Source organism: Aminobacter sp. UC22_36, from assembly GCF_044056035.1.
Taxonomy (GTDB): Bacteria; Pseudomonadota; Alphaproteobacteria; order Rhizobiales; family Rhizobiaceae; genus Aminobacter.
This window is the reverse complement of record NZ_CP171996.1, coordinates 2,314,334-2,329,122: the sequence shown is the minus strand read 5'-3', so window position 1 is coordinate 2,329,122 and position 14,789 is coordinate 2,314,334. Positions and strand designations below refer to the sequence as shown.

Sequence of the window (14,789 nt, the reverse complement as noted above, 5' to 3'; positions counted from 1 at the left end):
CCTGCGCGCTTTTCGATGCAGGGCGTCCATTCATTTCGACCCAAACTTGAAATGGCGGAGCCCGTCGTGGCGAAGGCGCTCATGGTCTGGAATCCAGATCGCACAAGGAGAGCGCCACTTGCGTTGCTTAAAGCACAAGCAAGCGAAACCCGCAGTTGCTGCAGATTCATGACGAACAAGAGGCACAGTTGTTTCCTGGCCAACCTGGGACGACCTCACGTTGGAAGCAGCCATCCCTCTGTTGCAACCCCTTATTTGAAGCAGCGATCACAGAAGATTGTAATCTATGAAAAATTAGTGGTGGGTGCGACAGGGATCGAACCTGTGACCCGCTGATTAAGAGTCAGCTGCTCTACCAACTGAGCTACGCACCCACATAGCCGTTTCAACGACCGTGGCCGGCATATAGCCATACCATTTGGCGCTGTCCACCCATGATCGGCAAGAAAGAGCCGGCAAGCGAAACAGACGCTCAGAAGCCTGTGTAAATCGCTGTCCCAGCCGCGCATCCACAAAGGAACCGCGAACATCCGCGCCAATGCGATGTGTGCAGGCCATCAATTTCAGCAATGGGAAGGGAGAGAAGTGGTGGGTGCGACAGGGATCGAACCTGTGACCCGCTGATTAAGAGTCAGCTGCTCTACCAACTGAGCTACGCACCCACACCGACCGGCGAACCGACCGTGGCCGGCATATAGCCAAGGCATTTTGCGCTGTCCACCCCACCGGCTGCTTTTTCTTTCAGTCGGCAAAAATAGCTTGTGTCAGACCAGCAGAATGCCTTCGGCCGCCCTCACCGCATGTCCGCCAATACGCGCCGAGACCAGATTGCCGCCTGAGACCTCGAGTTCCAGCCTGATTCTGGAAGGCCGGCCCATTTCGATTCCCTGCTCGATCCAGAATCGCTGCGCGCCTTCGGTCGGCCTGTCAAACTCCATGATCGCGCCGGCAAAGGCGGCGGCTGCCGATCCCGTTGCCGGATCTTCATAGGATGGGCTGCCCGGCACGATCATGCGGGCGTGGAAGGCGTTGTCGTGCCCCACCGTCTCGCGGCAATAGACATAGGCGCTGGCAACCGCCGCATCGCTCTTGCGCGGCGAAAAGGTGAACCACGCCTCGTTGTCGAAGCGGATTCGGGCTGCGGCCTTGATGTCGGCCACCGGCACGGTGATGTAGGGCACGCCGGCCGACCACAACGACACACGGTGGTTCTCAAAGCCGATCTCATGCGGTGCAAGGCCAAGGGCTGCGGCAACGGCATCGGCGGTTGCGGCAAGCGGCATCGGCTCCGGCAGCTTCGGCAGGTCGAATTCGGCGAACAGGCCGTCGCCGACCTTGTTCACCGCACAGCGCACCAGGCCGATATTCTCCTCCAGCACGAAGATGCCGGCGAGATCGTTGCCTTGCGCCATCTCGGTCAGCGCAATCGCCGTGCCGACCGTCGGATGGCCGGCAAACGGCATCTCATAGTCGGGCGTGAAGATGCGCACCCTCGCCTTGTGCTTCGGGTTCTCCGGCAGCAGCACGAAGGATGTCTCCGACAGGTTGAACTCCCTGGCGATGGCCTGCATATCCGCCGTACTCAGCCCCTTGGCATCGACGACCACGGCAAGTGGATTGCCGGCCAGCCTGTCCTCAGTGAAGACGTCATAGATAAAATACTTGCGTCCGCCCGTCATGTTTGCTCCTTCTGACGTCGGCAACATGAGCGAAATTTAATTTGAATTCCGAGACCACACAGCCGATCTGTGATTTTAAAGCATGATCGTCAAACTGGCATCCCGGTTTCAGACAAGATCATGCTTGATCAAATAGCTTAGAGCAGGCTCTGGGCGGATTTTCTGGGACCATTGAAGGGGTCTGGCTTGGACCAGCTTGCAAATCGCCCGCAACAGGCGAGCACGCTATCGATAGAGGTGGCACTCGGCCTCGACGGCAAGGGCCGCGCCACCCGCCGGCGCCGAAGCTGGCTGTGGCTGCTTGTGGCGCTTGTCGCCGCGGCCGGCGCCTATGCCGGCTATTCCTGGTTTGCCGCACCTTCGGAGCGGATGGTCTACACCACCCAAACCGCCGAAATCGGCGACCTGACCGTCGCGGTGTCGGCGACAGGCAATTTGCAGCCCCTCACCCAGGTCGACATTTCGAGCGAGCTGTCGGGCGTGGTCCGTTCGGTCGCGGTCGTTGAAAACCAGCAGGTCAAGAAGGGCGACGTGCTTGCCTCCCTCGACACGACCCGGCTTTCGGCCCAGATCGAGCGTGCCCAGGCTTCGGCCAAGGCGGCCGCCGCCAAGGTCGAGGACACGCGCACCACACTGTCCCAGAATGCCCAGGCGCTCACCCGCGCCGAGGAGCTGACGAAGCGGGGCATGGCCACCACCCAGGCGCTCGAAGCCGCCACCGCCGAGCGTGACCGGGCCCAGAGCGCGCTCGACATGGCCGAGGCCAACCTCGCCATCGCCCAGGCTGACCTCAAGCTGCAGCAAGCCGACCTTGCCAAGAGCACCATCTACGCCCCCATCGACGGCGTCGTGCTGACGCGCTCGGTCAACCCGGGCCAGACGGTGGCGTCGTCCATGCAAGCGCCTGTGCTGTTCGTGCTCGCCGCCGATCTGTCCCAGATGGAGCTCAAGGCAGCCGTCGACGAAGCCGACATCGGTTCGGTGGCAAAGGGCCAGAACGCCCGCTTCACCGTCGACGCCTTCCCCGACCGCAGCTTCGATGCCACCATCCGCGACATTGCCTATGCATCGGTCACCACGGATGGCGTTGTCACCTACAATGCCTGGCTCGACGTCGGCAATGACGAGCTGTTGTTGCGCCCGGGCATGACCGCCACTGTGTCGATCGTCACCCGCGAAGCCAAGGGCGTGCTCACCGTGCCGGCCACCGCCTTCCGCTACCGGCCGACGCCGGTTGCCCGTGGCGGCGGCTTCAGCCTGCAGAACCTGTTCCTCGGTCGCCCCAACCGCGGACCGACCGACCGCAGCCGCCCCGCCTCCACCCCCGCCGACGGCTCGCGCACGCTTTACGTGCTCAAGAAAGGCGCGCCGGTTGCCGTACGGGTCAAGGCCGGCTCGACCGACGGCGACCGCACAGAGATCACCTCCGGGCTTGCAGCTGGCGATGCGGTCATCACCGCCTCGTCTTCCGCCAGAGCCAATTGAGCAGGGTCATGGATACCGCGCCGCTCATCGTCTTCGACAAGGTCTGGAAGACCTATGGCCAGGGTGAGGCCGAGGTGCGCGCCCTGGCCGGCATCGATCTGGCGATCAGTCAGGGCGAGTTCGTCGCCATCATGGGTCCGTCGGGTTCCGGCAAGTCGACGGCAATGAACATCGTCGGTTGCCTCGATACGCCGACTTCGGGCCGCTACGGCTTCATGGGCACCGACGCCGGCCGGCTCGATCGCAACCGGCGCGCCATGCTGCGCAACCTCTATGTCGGCTTCGTTTTCCAGGGCTACAATCTGCTGCCCCGCACCACGGCGGCTGAGAATGTCGAGTTGCCGTTGATCTATCGCGGGGTACCCGCCCATGAACGGCGCGCGCTTGCCATGAAGGCGCTTGCCGAGGTCGGCCTGGAAGGCCGCGAGCACCACACGCCCGCCGAACTGTCCGGTGGCCAGCAGCAGCGCGTGGCGATCGCGCGTGCCGTTGTCACCCGCCCCACCCTTCTCGTCGCCGATGAGCCGACCGGCAATCTCGACACCGCCCGCAGCCACGAGATCATGGAGTTGCTGACCCGCCTCAACGAGGATGCCGGCCTCTCCATCGTCATGGTCACCCATGAGGCCGACATTGCCGCCTATGCCGGCCGCACCATCGCCTTTCGCGACGGCCATATCGCCTCCGACACCAAGACGCTCGAGGCGGCATAGCGATGATCTGGGAAACCGTCCGCCTCGCCCTTCGCTCGGTCCGCCGCAACGCGCTGCGCTCGTTCCTGACGCTTCTTGGCATCGTCATCGGCGTTGCTGCCGTCATCGCCATGCTGACCATCGGCAGCGGCACCACCGCGAAGGTCAAGGCCGACATCTCGCAGCTCGGCAGCAACCTTTTGATCGTCCGCGCCGGTCGCCCCGCAGCACCCGGATCGGGGCCGCAGCAGACGATCCGGCAGCTGGGCGAAAAGGAGGTCGCGGCCCTGACCGCCCATCTCGAAGGTGTGCGTGCCGTCTCGCCTGCGTCGCAGAAACAGGTGCGCGTCGTCTTCGGCACCGAAAGCCTGACCTCGTCCATCACCGGCACCGACAACGCCTATCTCGACGCCCGCGACTGGAAGGTCACCTCGGGCCGGCCGTTCAGCGAGTCCGAGGTGCGCGGCGGCATCAATGTCTGCCTGATCGGTGAAACGGTGCGCCAGCAGCTCTTCGGCTCAGGCGATCCCGACGGTGCCGTCATCCGCATCGGTCGCGTCAGCTGCAAGATTGTCGGCCTGCTTGAAGCCAAGGGTTACTCCGGCTTTGGCCAGGACCAGGACAATGTCGTGCTGATGCCGCTCCAGGCCTTCCAGCGCCGCATCGCCGGCAACCGCGACATCGAGACGATCTACGTCGCCGCCGACGATGCCACGCCCACACAGGTGGTTCAGACCCGCATCGAAGACATCATGCGCGACGTCAGGAGGGTCACCGCCGATCGCGAGGACGATTTTTCGGTCCGTGACATGACCCAGATCGCCGATGCGATGGCCAGCGCCACCACGACGATGACCGGCATGCTCGGCGCGGTCGCCGGCGTCAGCCTGCTTGTCGGCGGCATCGGCATCATGAACATCATGCTGGTGTCGGTTACCGAGCGCACCCGCGAGATCGGCATCCGCCTCGCCATCGGCGCGCATGAAAAGCACATCCTGATCCAGTTCCTGGTCGAGGCAACGGTGCTGTCGCTGCTCGGCGGGCTGATCGGCATCGCCATCGGTCTGGCGCTCGCCGGTGCTGCCTCGCTGGCACTGTCGATTCCGTTTGCGCCAAGCCTTGCGGTGGTGCTGCTTGCCGTCGGCTTCTCGGCCCTCATCGGCATGGTATTCGGCTTCTTCCCGGCCTTGCGCGGGGCGCGCCTCGACCCGATCGAGGCGCTCAGGCACGAATAGCCCGGACTTATTTCTTCAGCAGCGTGTTTGCCGTGCCTTCCTCGACCTGGTCGATGACCAGCAGCTTGACAGGCTCGGCACCGACATTTGCGCCCTGATGCCACGTACCGATCATCTCGATGATGAAGTCGCCCTTGTTGTAGCTGGTGCTCTTGCCGGTTTCGATATTGGTCACCTGCAACTGGCCCTCGAGCACATAGGCATAACGCGCCGACGGGTGCATGTGCACCGGCAACGACGCCCCGGGCGGGATCTCGAAGGAAGAGACCAGCACCTGGACATTCTTGTTCGGCAACACGATCGGCTGTCCGTTGGCGGTCACCGTCGTCGACGCCAGGGGAGTCACGACAACCTTGGCGGCAGCAGTGCTGTCGAGCGCACCGGCAGTGCTACTCTGAAACAAAGCCAGCGCGACAGCGCCGGACAAGAAATGCGCACGCGAAAAAAGCCTGACCATCGAATCCCCCCCGAAGTGCCGCAGATAAACCTGCGCCAACTTGTGACTTAGCGGCATCAGGCAAGCAAGGACTTCCGGCAATACTTCTCTGCCGCGAACCGCGGCAAAGTCAGCTCTTGGAAAAATGCCATTCCACCAGCGGACGCATATGCGGCATCAGTCCTTCCGGCAGATCGTGCATGTCGCGGATGACCACCGGCCCTTCGATCTCGGGGTCCGGATCGCCCGCCACGAAACGCTTGATGCGCTCGGCGAGTTCATCAGCCGTCTCGGCAGCGCGATAACAGCGCACGATCACCGTGCCGCTTTCGACCGACAGCGCATAGCAGCGCTCCTCGCGGCTGGTCTGGCCAAGATCGAGGCCAGTTTCCTCACGCACCTCGCGCGCCATGTTGTAATCGAGGTCGACAAGCCCATCGCGAAAATCTTCCGGCTCGAACGAGCCGGCGGCGAAGTAGACCTTGCCGGCATTGGCCGTATGCGCGCCCATGCGGATCGCCACCAGAGCATTGTCGCTCGAGATCAGCATGGCGTGCGCGAAGGCATGCTCGGCGCTCGTCACCGCCTTGAGCTTGCGCCACAGCATGAAGGTTGAGAAGCGGATAGCGTGGCAGCGCCCGGTCAGTCGGTTCGCCGCATAGGAAAGTTCCGACAGCAGCACCACCGTGCCGTCGAAAACCGCCGGCCTCAGCGCCTTTTCGGCCGTCCAGTTGGCGGCGATGGCCTCGCCATTGTCGCGCTCGAACGGATGCGGCTCGGGATCGAGGCGCACGTCGACAACGTCGACCGGCAGGATCTGGTTACGCGGAATGTCGAATGCCAAGGAAATCTCTCAGGTGATGCCAAGCGTCACGGCCACCGGGCAGTGGTCGGAAGCCTTGGGCCGGTCCCAGCCGGCGCGCGGATAACGTTCCACCTCCTGGCCGGGCGGGAAGATGGTGCGCCAGGGCTGGCCACGTCGGACGATGTCAGGCATGGCCTGCGCATTGGTCCGGGCCAGCGCCGGCGACAACAGGATGTAGTCGAGCTGGCACAGATGCCGCTCGAGCGGCCCGCGTGTGTGATAGAGCGTCCAGCGCTCCATCTCGGGGCGTCGTTCGACGATGTTTTCGGCAAAGCCGTCGCCCAGGAAGACATCGAGACAAGAGGCGGTCTCGTTGGCGACGGTGAAATTGTAGCCCTGATAGGCGTCGCCACCGATCACCAGCCGCTGGCGATAGTCATTCATGTCGCCGCAGATCACCCAGCGTTTCTCGCCCGTATGGTCCTTGCCGAACCGGTCCTCGATGATCCGCCTGACAGCCTTGGCCTCGGCGACACGCACCGGCATCGTCGCATCACGTCCATTCAGCCCGTTGCGCGGCGAGCCCATCGACTTGAAATGCACCGAATAGATGGTCAGCGGCTTGCCGCCGATCTTGACGTCGATCTCCAGGCAGTCGCGCCGGAAAATGCGCTCGAACGGCTCCTGGCCAAGTCCCGCAAGCTCAGGCGTGTGCAGGCCAAACTCCTCGAAGGTGACATGCGCGTGGCTGGTCATGCGCACGAACTCGATCGGCTCGCCGTGCGATGTTTCCGCCCGCATCATCACCGCGACGTCGATGCCACGCGAAATCATTGCCTGAGGTGGTGTATTTGTGCTGGTAGCCCTGCCCCACCATCTTGAACAGATAGCCGTATTCGAAGGCCTTCAGCGCCTCGATGTTGTCGACTTCCTGCAGGCAGATGATGTCGGCGCGGGTCTCGGCGATCGCCAGCGCCGTCAGCTGGCGCATGTCGTCGGCATGCGCGATGGCGCGTGCCTGCTCGAGCAACCGGTACTCGGCCTCGCTGTGGATCTCGAACAAAGCGAGCGTTCGATCCTCGTTGAGCTGATTGCGATAGCCGGAATAATCGAACCTGTTCATCAGGTTCTCGACATTGAAGGTGGCAAGGCGCAGCGACATGTCGCGAGCATTGCCTTCATGTCGGGGCAAACACAAGAGCCCAGGTGCAAGTCCGCGGGGAACCGCGTGCGTTCATTTCCCGTTCAGGCAGAAAGGCAGAATATGCCTGATCTCCATCGAAATTTGGGGGCATGGAGCCTTTGGGATTCGGACATCAGGAGACGATCATGAACCTCTCATCCCTTGCACGTTCCGGGCTTGTCGCGCTTGGTCTTGTCACCGGCCTGCCGCTGGCTGCGTCAGCTTCGCCAGCCAGCGTGGGTCAGATGCCATCGGTTGTTCCGCAGGCGACGCAGAACATCATCCCCGCCCAGAGCCATTTCTGCCCGCCAGGAAGCGGATGCTACGGCCGACGCGACGGATGGCGCGGTGACGATTGGCGCCGGGAAAACTGGCGTGGCGACAACTGGCGCCACAACAACTGGCGCAGTGATCGCTGGAGCGACGACTGGCGCTGGCGCCACCGCCCGCATCGGCGCCATTTCGGCACCGGCATCTACCTGAATTTCGGCATTCCGGCCTACCGTTACTACGAGCCGCGCTACTACCAGCCACGCTATGTCCAGCCGCGCCGCGTCTATCGTGGCGGAGGTTCGGCGCACGTCCAGTGGTGCTACGACCGCTATCGCACGTATCGGGCTTGGGACAACACCTTCCAGCCCTATAACGGCCCGCGCCGGCAATGCTGGTCGCCCTATAGCTGAGGCAGGATCGAAAACAACGGAAACGGCGTCGCGCGAGCGGCGCCGTTTTTCTATCAAATGCAATGAACAGCTAAACAACGGCTTTCCGCCACAACAAGCTGTTGTTTACATATGATGTGTAGAACGAAGAATACCGGGAGGATTTTCTATTCTGGGTTGAGAATGCATGACTGTCGACAACGCCGAGATCGCCGAAACAGAACTGCGCCGGGAGCGTCGCAACCGCGTCCTCAAGGGCGCGGCGATCCTGACCGGGATCACCAATTCGGAGATCCGCTGCACCATCCGCAACATGCATCTGAACGGCGCTGAGATCAAAATCGCGCTCGAAAGCCGCGTTCCCGACCAGTTCCTGCTTTATGTGCCTGTCGACGGCATCGCCTATCGATGCATCGTGCGCTGGCGCAAGACCGACCGTATCGGCGTCCAGTTCGAAGGCACCGAACCCAAGCCTCACTGGCATTACGGCTGACAAACCCCGTCGCATGAAAAAAGCCGACAGATCGCTCCGCCGGCTTTTTTGATTCATCCCGCTTCGAACGCCGTAGAAGTCTAGCGCCAATTCACGCTGCCGCGCTGGATGGCGTGGCCTTCGAGAACCGGAGCGGAGCGGACACCAAGTCCGCGAGCACCGGAAGCGGAGAAGGCTGCGGCCGGCAGGGTAGAGTTGGGATGGACTTCTTAACTCCTCGCCTTGTCGACCTGCCGGTTCTTGGCGATCTCCCGCGCGCCCGCAGGGCAGAGCCGGAGGGCGCGCAGAAGAAAAACCGTGGATCGCTCTTAGTTCTTGGTCTTGTCGACCAGCTGGTTCTTGGCGATCCAGGGCATCATCGCGCGCAGCTTGGCGCCGACTTCTTCGATCTGGTGGCTGTCGTTCATGCGGCGGATGCCCTTGAAGCGAGCAGCGCCCGAACGGTATTCCTGCATCCAGTCGGAGGTGAACTTGCCGGTCTGAATGTCCTTCAGAACGCGCTTCATCTCGGCCTTGGTCTCGGCGGTGATGATGCGTGGACCCGAGACGTATTCGCCCCACTCTGCGGTGTTGGAAATCGAGTAGTTCATGTTGGCGATGCCGCCTTCATAGATCAGGTCGACGATCAGCTTCACTTCGTGCAGGCACTCGAAATAGGCCATCTCAGGGGCATAGCCGCCTTCGACCAGCGTCTCGAAGCCGGCGCGGATCAGCTCGACAAGACCGCCGCAGAGAACGACCTGCTCGCCGAACAGATCGGTTTCGCACTCTTCTTTGAAGTTGGTCTCGATGATGCCCGAACGGCCGCCACCAACGCCACAGGCGTAGGACAGGCCGAGGTCGAGCGCGTTGCCCGAAGCGTCCTGGTGAACGGCGACCAGGCACGGCACGCCGCCGCCCTTCTGGTATTCGCCGCGCACGGTGTGGCCCGGACCCTTCGGCGCGACCATGATCACGTCGACGGTCTTCTTCGGCTCGATCAGGCCGAAATGCACATTGAGGCCGTGCGCGAAGGCGATCGCTGCGCCGTCGCGGATGTGCGGCGCGATCTCGTCGCGATAGATGTCGGCCTGCAGTTCGTCAGGCGTCGCCATCATCATCAGGTCGGCCCACTTGGCGGCTTCCGCAACCGTCATCACCTTGAGGCCGTCGGCCTCGACCTTCTTGGCGGTCGCCGAACCGGCCTTGAGGCCGACGACGAGTTCCTTGGCGCCCGAATCCTTGAGGTTGAGCGCGTGCGCGCGGCCCTGGCTGCCGTAGCCGATGATGGCGACCTTCTTGCCCTTGATCAGGTTGAGATCGGCATCACGATCGTAATAGACACGCATTGGTGGGTTCCTTCCCGGTTGTAAGTCAGAGGGCCTTCGGCCCGGTTTTCGCTCCATGAAGAGCAAGAAACTGCTGCGTTGCGCGCGCGGCGTCGCCGTCGATCTCCGCATCAGTCAGATCCAGCCGGTCGCCGAGCAGCAGACGGATCTGCACGTCCCGGGCAACCAGCCCGAAAAAGGTCCGGAACGCCGTTTCGGCGTCGTCGAATTCGAGAAGCCCCGCCTCGCGGCCGGCTTCGAGCACCGGCTTCAGCCGCCGGCCGAGCGCGAAGCGGCCGCGTTCGAGCACGATGGCGCCGAGATCGCGCTTGTCCGATCCGGCATGCACGACCGCCACCCGGTTGAGCGCGATCGACGTGTCGCTGGAAATCACCCGCAGCCAGTCAGAGGCAAAACGCTTGAGGCTCGAAGTCAGCGAAACGAGGTCGAGACCCTTGCGGTCGACCGGCGGCACCCGCACTTTCGAGGCTTGCCACTGCACGGTCGCGGTCAGCAGGCCGTCGCGGTCACCGAACCATTTGTACAGCGTTTCCTTGGAGCAGCTAGCCCGCCGCGCAACGGCGGTCATCGTCAGCCTGTCGCCCTCCTCGACGAGCAGGCGCAGCACCGCATCGAGCACGTCCTGCTGACGCGCCGTCGGCCCCTCGCCTTCCATCATCTCGGTGGTTGTCTGCAACATCGTTCCCGGCCTGCCACGTCACGCCGGCTCGTTTCAAACAAGCCGTACCGTACGTTACGGTTCGGCTTATGCCGCAAAATTATTGACCTCGCAATGGCTAAGTTCGCTCGTGCGACGATTGTCGCCCTGGACAATTGCCTGAAGCTTTAGAAGCCGGCCCATATGTCGTGTAGCCGAATCCGCGCTGAACGCGCTCAGCCGCGCCCGGAACCACCGAGATCGACGGTCTCGACCAGGAAATCGAGCAGCGCCCTGACCCGTGCCGGCACCGGGCCGCCGCTGCCCAGAAAAACAGCGTGGACGTCTTCAAGGTCGCCGGGATTGGCGTCTTCGAGCACGGCGACCAGTCTGCCGGCCGCCAGATCGTCGCGCACCTGGAACGCCGCCATTCGCGCAAGCCCAAGCCCGGCCAGCGCCAATGCTCAATGCCTCGCCATCACTGGCCTGCGCATTGCCGGTCGGCATGACCTCGACAACGATGCCGTCCTGGACAACTGGCCATCCCGGCATGCTGCGAACATAGGACGGCCCGAGAAGATTATGCTGTGCCAGGTCATCGGCGCTGCGCGGCATTGTCCGCGTCGCGAAATAGGCTGGCGCGCCGACGATCGTCATGCGGGTCGCGCCGAGCTTGCGCGCGACAAGGCTGGAACTCTTCATCGGCCCGGCCCGGATCGCCACGTCTGCCCGCGCTTCCAGCAGGTCGACAACCGTGTCGGACAAGGCGACGTCGACCGAAATATCAGGATATCGGGCCAGGAACCGGGGCAGCAGCGGCAACAGGAAATGCGTGCCGAAGGGCACGTTGGCGTTGATGCGCAGCCGTCCGCGTGGCGCTTCGCCGGCTGCCGCGCACTGCTCGGCCTCCCTGAGGTCGGCAAGGATGACGACACAGCGCTCATAAAAGGCGCAGCCTTCCGGCGTCAGTTGCAGGCGGCGCGTCGAGCGATTGACCAGTCGCACGCCAAGCCGGCTTTCCAGCCGCGAAACCAGCTTGCTGACAGCCGACGGCGACATTGCCAGCGCGCGCGCCGCCGCCGAAAATCCGCCGCACTCCACCGCCCGGGCAAACACTTCCATTTCGCCGAAGCGATTGACGTCCACCCGCATCATTGTGACTTCAAGTCATAAATCCTTCGCTTCAGAGACATCTATTTCATCCTGTATGCCGCGTCCATATCAGCTGTCACACGGAGATTTGGATGATGAAACACAACACAGCACTTATCGTCGGCGCCCATGGCGTCATCGGCAGCAATCTGGCCAGCCACCTGGCCACGCTCGGAAACTGGAACATGATCGGACTGTCGCGACGCGGCGGCGCGAACCAGGGTCAGATCCGCCATATCGCGGTCGACCTGCTGGATCATAAGGACGTCGGGGAAAAGCTGGGCGGCCTGACTGAGGTCACTCACATCTTCTATGCCGCCTATCAGGACCGGCCGAATTGGGCGGAGCTTGTCGAGCCCAATGTCGCCATGCTGCGCAACGTCGTCGATACGGTCGAGCCGATCGCCAGGAACCTGCGCCACATCAGCCTGATGCAGGGCTACAAGGTCTATGGCGCGCATCTTGGGCCGTTCAAGACACCGGCACGCGAGACCGACGCCAACCACATGCCGCCGGAGTTCAACATCGACCAGCAGGACCTTCTGCAAGACAGGCAGAAAGGCAAAAGCTGGAGCTGGTCGGCGCTGCGCCCTTCGGTTGTCATCGGCCAGGCACTGGGCAATCCGATGAACCTGGCGATCGCGATTGCCGTCTATGCCTCGATGTCCAGGGAACTCGGCCTGCCACTGCGCTTTCCCGGCAAGCCAGGCGCTTATGACAAGATCATCGAGATGACCGACGCCGGCTTGCTGGCACGGGCCACGGTGTGGGCGGCAACAGACGAACGCTGCGCCAACCAGGCTTTCAACGTCACCAATGGCGACCTGTTTCGCTGGAACGAGATGTGGCCGAAGATCGCCTCAAGCTTCGGCCTCGACACGGCACCGCCTTTGCCGATGTCGCTCGATACAATCATGGCCGACAAGCAGCCGCTGTGGGACAAGATGAAAGCCCGGCACGGGTTGGCCGACACACCTTACAGCGACGTGTCGTCATGGCGTTTCGCCGACTTCGTCTTCAGTTGGGACTATGATTTCTTCAGCGATGGCAGCAAGGCGCGCCGCTTCGGCTTTCACGACTTCGTCGACACCGAAGAGATGTTCATGCGCACCTTCAGCGAGCTGCGCCAGCGCCGGATCATCCCCTGATCCGGCCCAACAGCTGCCTACTGCCCATAGGTTGCGAGATAGCGCGGTGGAATGGCGACAGGATACAACACGCCGGACAGCGCCAGCACGATCAGCGTCGCAAACAGCGCACCTACCCCGGCAAGGCCGCCAAGCAAGGTTGCCCCGAGTGCGGGGCGGCTTGCCAGAAAGCTCCAATAGGCCGCGCAGCCGACATGAACGAAAAGTGCCAGCACGCCGAGAAAGTAGTACGGCGCGAAGAACCAGTGCCAGGGCGGCACAAAGAAGCCGGCAGCGGCAAAGCGGAAGTCGGTATCGAGGCCAAGGACCGTTCGTCCGGCGATGACGGCTGCGACGTGGTTGATCAGGAAAAACGCGAGACAGCCGCCTGATCCGGCCTGCAGCCAGGCAACTGCGCCCTTGCGCCCGGCCCAGCCACGCACCAGCATGACCAACCCGCTGCCGACCTGCCACAGGAGGAGGCAAACCAGCACCACTTCGACAAATGGCTGCCGGTAGAACTGCCGCGCCTCGGCCATGAAGGCGATATGGGTCTCTTGCCCGCCCAAGCCGGCGAGATGATTGGTCATGTGCAACAGCACAAACAGCGCGATAAAAAGCGCCGACGCGCGGTGCAGGCCGCGCAACCTGGGTCGCGCCGGTTGATCATCGGTCCCCATTCATCCCCCTCAATCGGCCGCCGTTCGGTCGCGGTGCTCCCGCCCCGCAGATCAGTTCAGCTTGACCAACGCCACGCGCCGGTTCTTGGCCCGGCCCTCATCGTTGTCGTTGCTGGCGACCGGCGCCATCATGCCGGCGCCCGCCGCCGTCAGGCGTCCGCCATCGATGCCGAACTGCGAAACCAGCGCCGCCTTCACCGCAGCCGCCCGGCGATTGGACAGGTCGATATTGTAGTCGAACTTGCCTTGGTTGTCGGTGTGCCCGACCACGGCGACGGCCAGTGCCGGGTTGTCGCCCAGGAGCTTGGCGATCTCCTTCAGCGTTGGCTCGGATTCGGGCTTGATGTCGGCCTTGTCGGTATCGAAAAAGATGCCGTAGAGCGAAATGCCGCCGCTCGTCGACAATGAGTCAGCCATCTTGGCTGCTTCCACCAACACCATCTTCTTGTCGCGCGCCTTGGGCTCCAGCACATGCACGATGGCGATCGTGCGCGCATTCAACTCCTTGCAGTAGAGGTCATCGAGCAACTGAAAGGTCTGCACCGTGACATAGGCGTCGCCGCCGTCGCGCGGCACCTTGGCGGTGAAGTAGCGCTGGTCGGCAACGCCAGACGACGCCACGCAGGCAGCGTTCGAAAATGCCTCGACGCCAAGGTCGCTGTCGTAGAAGAAGTTCATCATCAGGCTCATGTCGCCGCCGCCGCTGGAAGCCGAGCGCGAGGCGTCGCCGCCGCATTCCTCCTTCTTGCATTCGAACACCACCTCGCCGCCCGCCGCCTGCACCACGTCCTGGTAGTTGCGCAGCACTTCGAGCGGCGAACGACCGTCGGGCAGCACATAAAACAGGCGGGTGAGCGAACCTTCGACCTCTTCCGCCTTCTCCGGTTTGAACAGCCGGTTGTTGTTCTTGTCGCGCTTGTCCGGATCGGGATCAGCCTTCAGCGGCGCCAGCGGCACGCTGAAATCGGTGTAGTCGAGCTTCTGGTGGTAGACGATGAACGAGCCTTCGTAGCGCTTCGCAAGCGCGTTGTCGGCGGAACCTTCGATGTCGGCGGTCGGAACCGTCGCATCGGCCAGCACCGGCATGCAGCCGAGGGCAAGCAGGGCCAACCCTGCCACGGCCTTTCGAATTCCACGCAGCATAAGTCCCGGCATCGCACGCTCCTCGGTTGAATGTGACGCAACGTAGCCACAA

The 14,789-nt window shown here is 62.9% G+C and carries 13 protein-coding genes, 2 tRNA genes and 2 pseudogenes; 6 read left to right on the top strand and 11 right to left on the bottom strand.

From position 1 onward, the window contains the following. Nucleotides 1-298: 298 nt before the first annotated feature. From ACHMW7_RS14585 to ACHMW7_RS14575, 3 genes are all read right to left on the bottom strand, one after another. Nucleotides 299-374: transfer RNA gene (locus ACHMW7_RS14585), tRNA-Lys, on the bottom strand. 212 nt (nucleotides 375-586) lie between these two features. Then, nucleotides 587-662: transfer RNA gene (locus ACHMW7_RS14580), tRNA-Lys, on the bottom strand. 102 nt (nucleotides 663-764) lie between these two features. Then, nucleotides 765-1,679, bottom strand: a complete 915-nt coding sequence (locus ACHMW7_RS14575) for a PhzF family phenazine biosynthesis protein (protein ID WP_395450908.1) — start codon at nucleotides 1,677-1,679, stop codon at nucleotides 765-767. 186 nt (nucleotides 1,680-1,865) lie between these two features. On the opposite strand from ACHMW7_RS14575, the gene ACHMW7_RS14570 reads away from it, so the two are divergent. The 3 genes from ACHMW7_RS14570 to ACHMW7_RS14560 are packed head-to-tail and all read left to right on the top strand — an operon-like array spanning nucleotide 1,866 to nucleotide 5,091. Next, nucleotides 1,866-3,164 (top strand): efflux RND transporter periplasmic adaptor subunit, encoded by a 1,299-nt coding sequence (locus tag ACHMW7_RS14570; protein ID WP_395450907.1) that lies wholly within the window; start codon nucleotides 1,866-1,868, stop codon nucleotides 3,162-3,164. 8 nt (nucleotides 3,165-3,172) lie between these two features. Then, complete coding sequence (locus tag ACHMW7_RS14565; RefSeq protein WP_395450906.1) at nucleotides 3,173-3,877, top strand: ABC transporter ATP-binding protein; 705 nt, start codon at nucleotides 3,173-3,175, stop codon at nucleotides 3,875-3,877. 2 nt (nucleotides 3,878-3,879) lie between these two features. Next, nucleotides 3,880-5,091: an ABC transporter permease gene (locus ACHMW7_RS14560; protein WP_395450905.1), complete on the top strand. Its 1,212-nt coding sequence runs from the start codon at nucleotides 3,880-3,882 to the stop codon at nucleotides 5,089-5,091. A gap of 7 nt (nucleotides 5,092-5,098) precedes the next feature. Here ACHMW7_RS14560 and ACHMW7_RS14555 read toward each other — a convergent pair whose 3' ends face one another. The 3 genes and pseudogenes from ACHMW7_RS14555 to ACHMW7_RS14545 all read right to left on the bottom strand — a co-directional run bounded on the left by ACHMW7_RS14555 (nucleotide 5,099) and on the right by ACHMW7_RS14545 (nucleotide 7,494). Beyond that, nucleotides 5,099-5,548 (bottom strand): cupin domain-containing protein, encoded by a 450-nt coding sequence (locus ACHMW7_RS14555; protein WP_395450904.1) that lies wholly within the window; start codon nucleotides 5,546-5,548, stop codon nucleotides 5,099-5,101. 109 nt (nucleotides 5,549-5,657) lie between these two features. Further along, nucleotides 5,658-6,371: a hypothetical protein gene (locus tag ACHMW7_RS14550; protein WP_395450903.1), complete on the bottom strand. Its 714-nt coding sequence runs from the start codon at nucleotides 6,369-6,371 to the stop codon at nucleotides 5,658-5,660. Nucleotides 6,372-6,380: 9 nt separating this feature from the next. After that, a pseudogene (locus ACHMW7_RS14545) lies at nucleotides 6,381-7,494 on the bottom strand (endonuclease/exonuclease/phosphatase family protein). Between the two features lie 167 nt (nucleotides 7,495-7,661). Between ACHMW7_RS14545 and ACHMW7_RS14540 the strand changes: the two are divergent. Continuing rightward, nucleotides 7,662-8,198, top strand: a complete 537-nt coding sequence (locus ACHMW7_RS14540; protein WP_395450902.1) for a BA14K family protein — start codon at nucleotides 7,662-7,664, stop codon at nucleotides 8,196-8,198. Nucleotides 8,199-8,364: 166 nt separating this feature from the next. Beyond that, nucleotides 8,365-8,670 (top strand): PilZ domain-containing protein, encoded by a 306-nt coding sequence (locus tag ACHMW7_RS14535; protein WP_395450901.1) that lies wholly within the window; start codon nucleotides 8,365-8,367, stop codon nucleotides 8,668-8,670. Nucleotides 8,671-8,978: 308 nt separating this feature from the next. Here ACHMW7_RS14535 and ilvC read toward each other — a convergent pair whose 3' ends face one another. From ilvC to ACHMW7_RS14520, 3 genes and pseudogenes are all read right to left on the bottom strand, one after another. Next, nucleotides 8,979-9,998, bottom strand: a complete 1,020-nt coding sequence (gene ilvC / locus ACHMW7_RS14530; RefSeq protein ID WP_395450900.1) for a ketol-acid reductoisomerase — start codon at nucleotides 9,996-9,998, stop codon at nucleotides 8,979-8,981. A 25-nt stretch (nucleotides 9,999-10,023) separates the two neighbouring features. Next, nucleotides 10,024-10,656: a TetR/AcrR family transcriptional regulator gene (locus tag ACHMW7_RS14525; RefSeq protein WP_395450899.1), complete on the bottom strand. Its 633-nt coding sequence runs from the start codon at nucleotides 10,654-10,656 to the stop codon at nucleotides 10,024-10,026. A gap of 215 nt (nucleotides 10,657-10,871) precedes the next feature. Further along, nucleotides 10,872-11,790 (bottom strand): annotated as a pseudogene (locus ACHMW7_RS14520) (LysR family transcriptional regulator). A gap of 89 nt (nucleotides 11,791-11,879) precedes the next feature. Between ACHMW7_RS14520 and ACHMW7_RS14515 the strand changes: the two are divergent. Next, nucleotides 11,880-12,935 (top strand): SDR family oxidoreductase, encoded by a 1,056-nt coding sequence (locus tag ACHMW7_RS14515; protein WP_395450898.1) that lies wholly within the window; start codon nucleotides 11,880-11,882, stop codon nucleotides 12,933-12,935. A gap of 17 nt (nucleotides 12,936-12,952) precedes the next feature. Here ACHMW7_RS14515 and ACHMW7_RS14510 read toward each other — a convergent pair whose 3' ends face one another. Beyond that, nucleotides 12,953-13,594 (bottom strand): hypothetical protein, encoded by a 642-nt coding sequence (locus ACHMW7_RS14510; protein WP_395450897.1) that lies wholly within the window; start codon nucleotides 13,592-13,594, stop codon nucleotides 12,953-12,955. A gap of 51 nt (nucleotides 13,595-13,645) precedes the next feature. After that, nucleotides 13,646-14,749, bottom strand: coding sequence for an OmpA family protein (locus ACHMW7_RS14505; protein ID WP_395450896.1), 1,104 nt, complete (start codon nucleotides 14,747-14,749; stop codon nucleotides 13,646-13,648). Nucleotides 14,750-14,789: the final 40 nt, after the last annotated feature.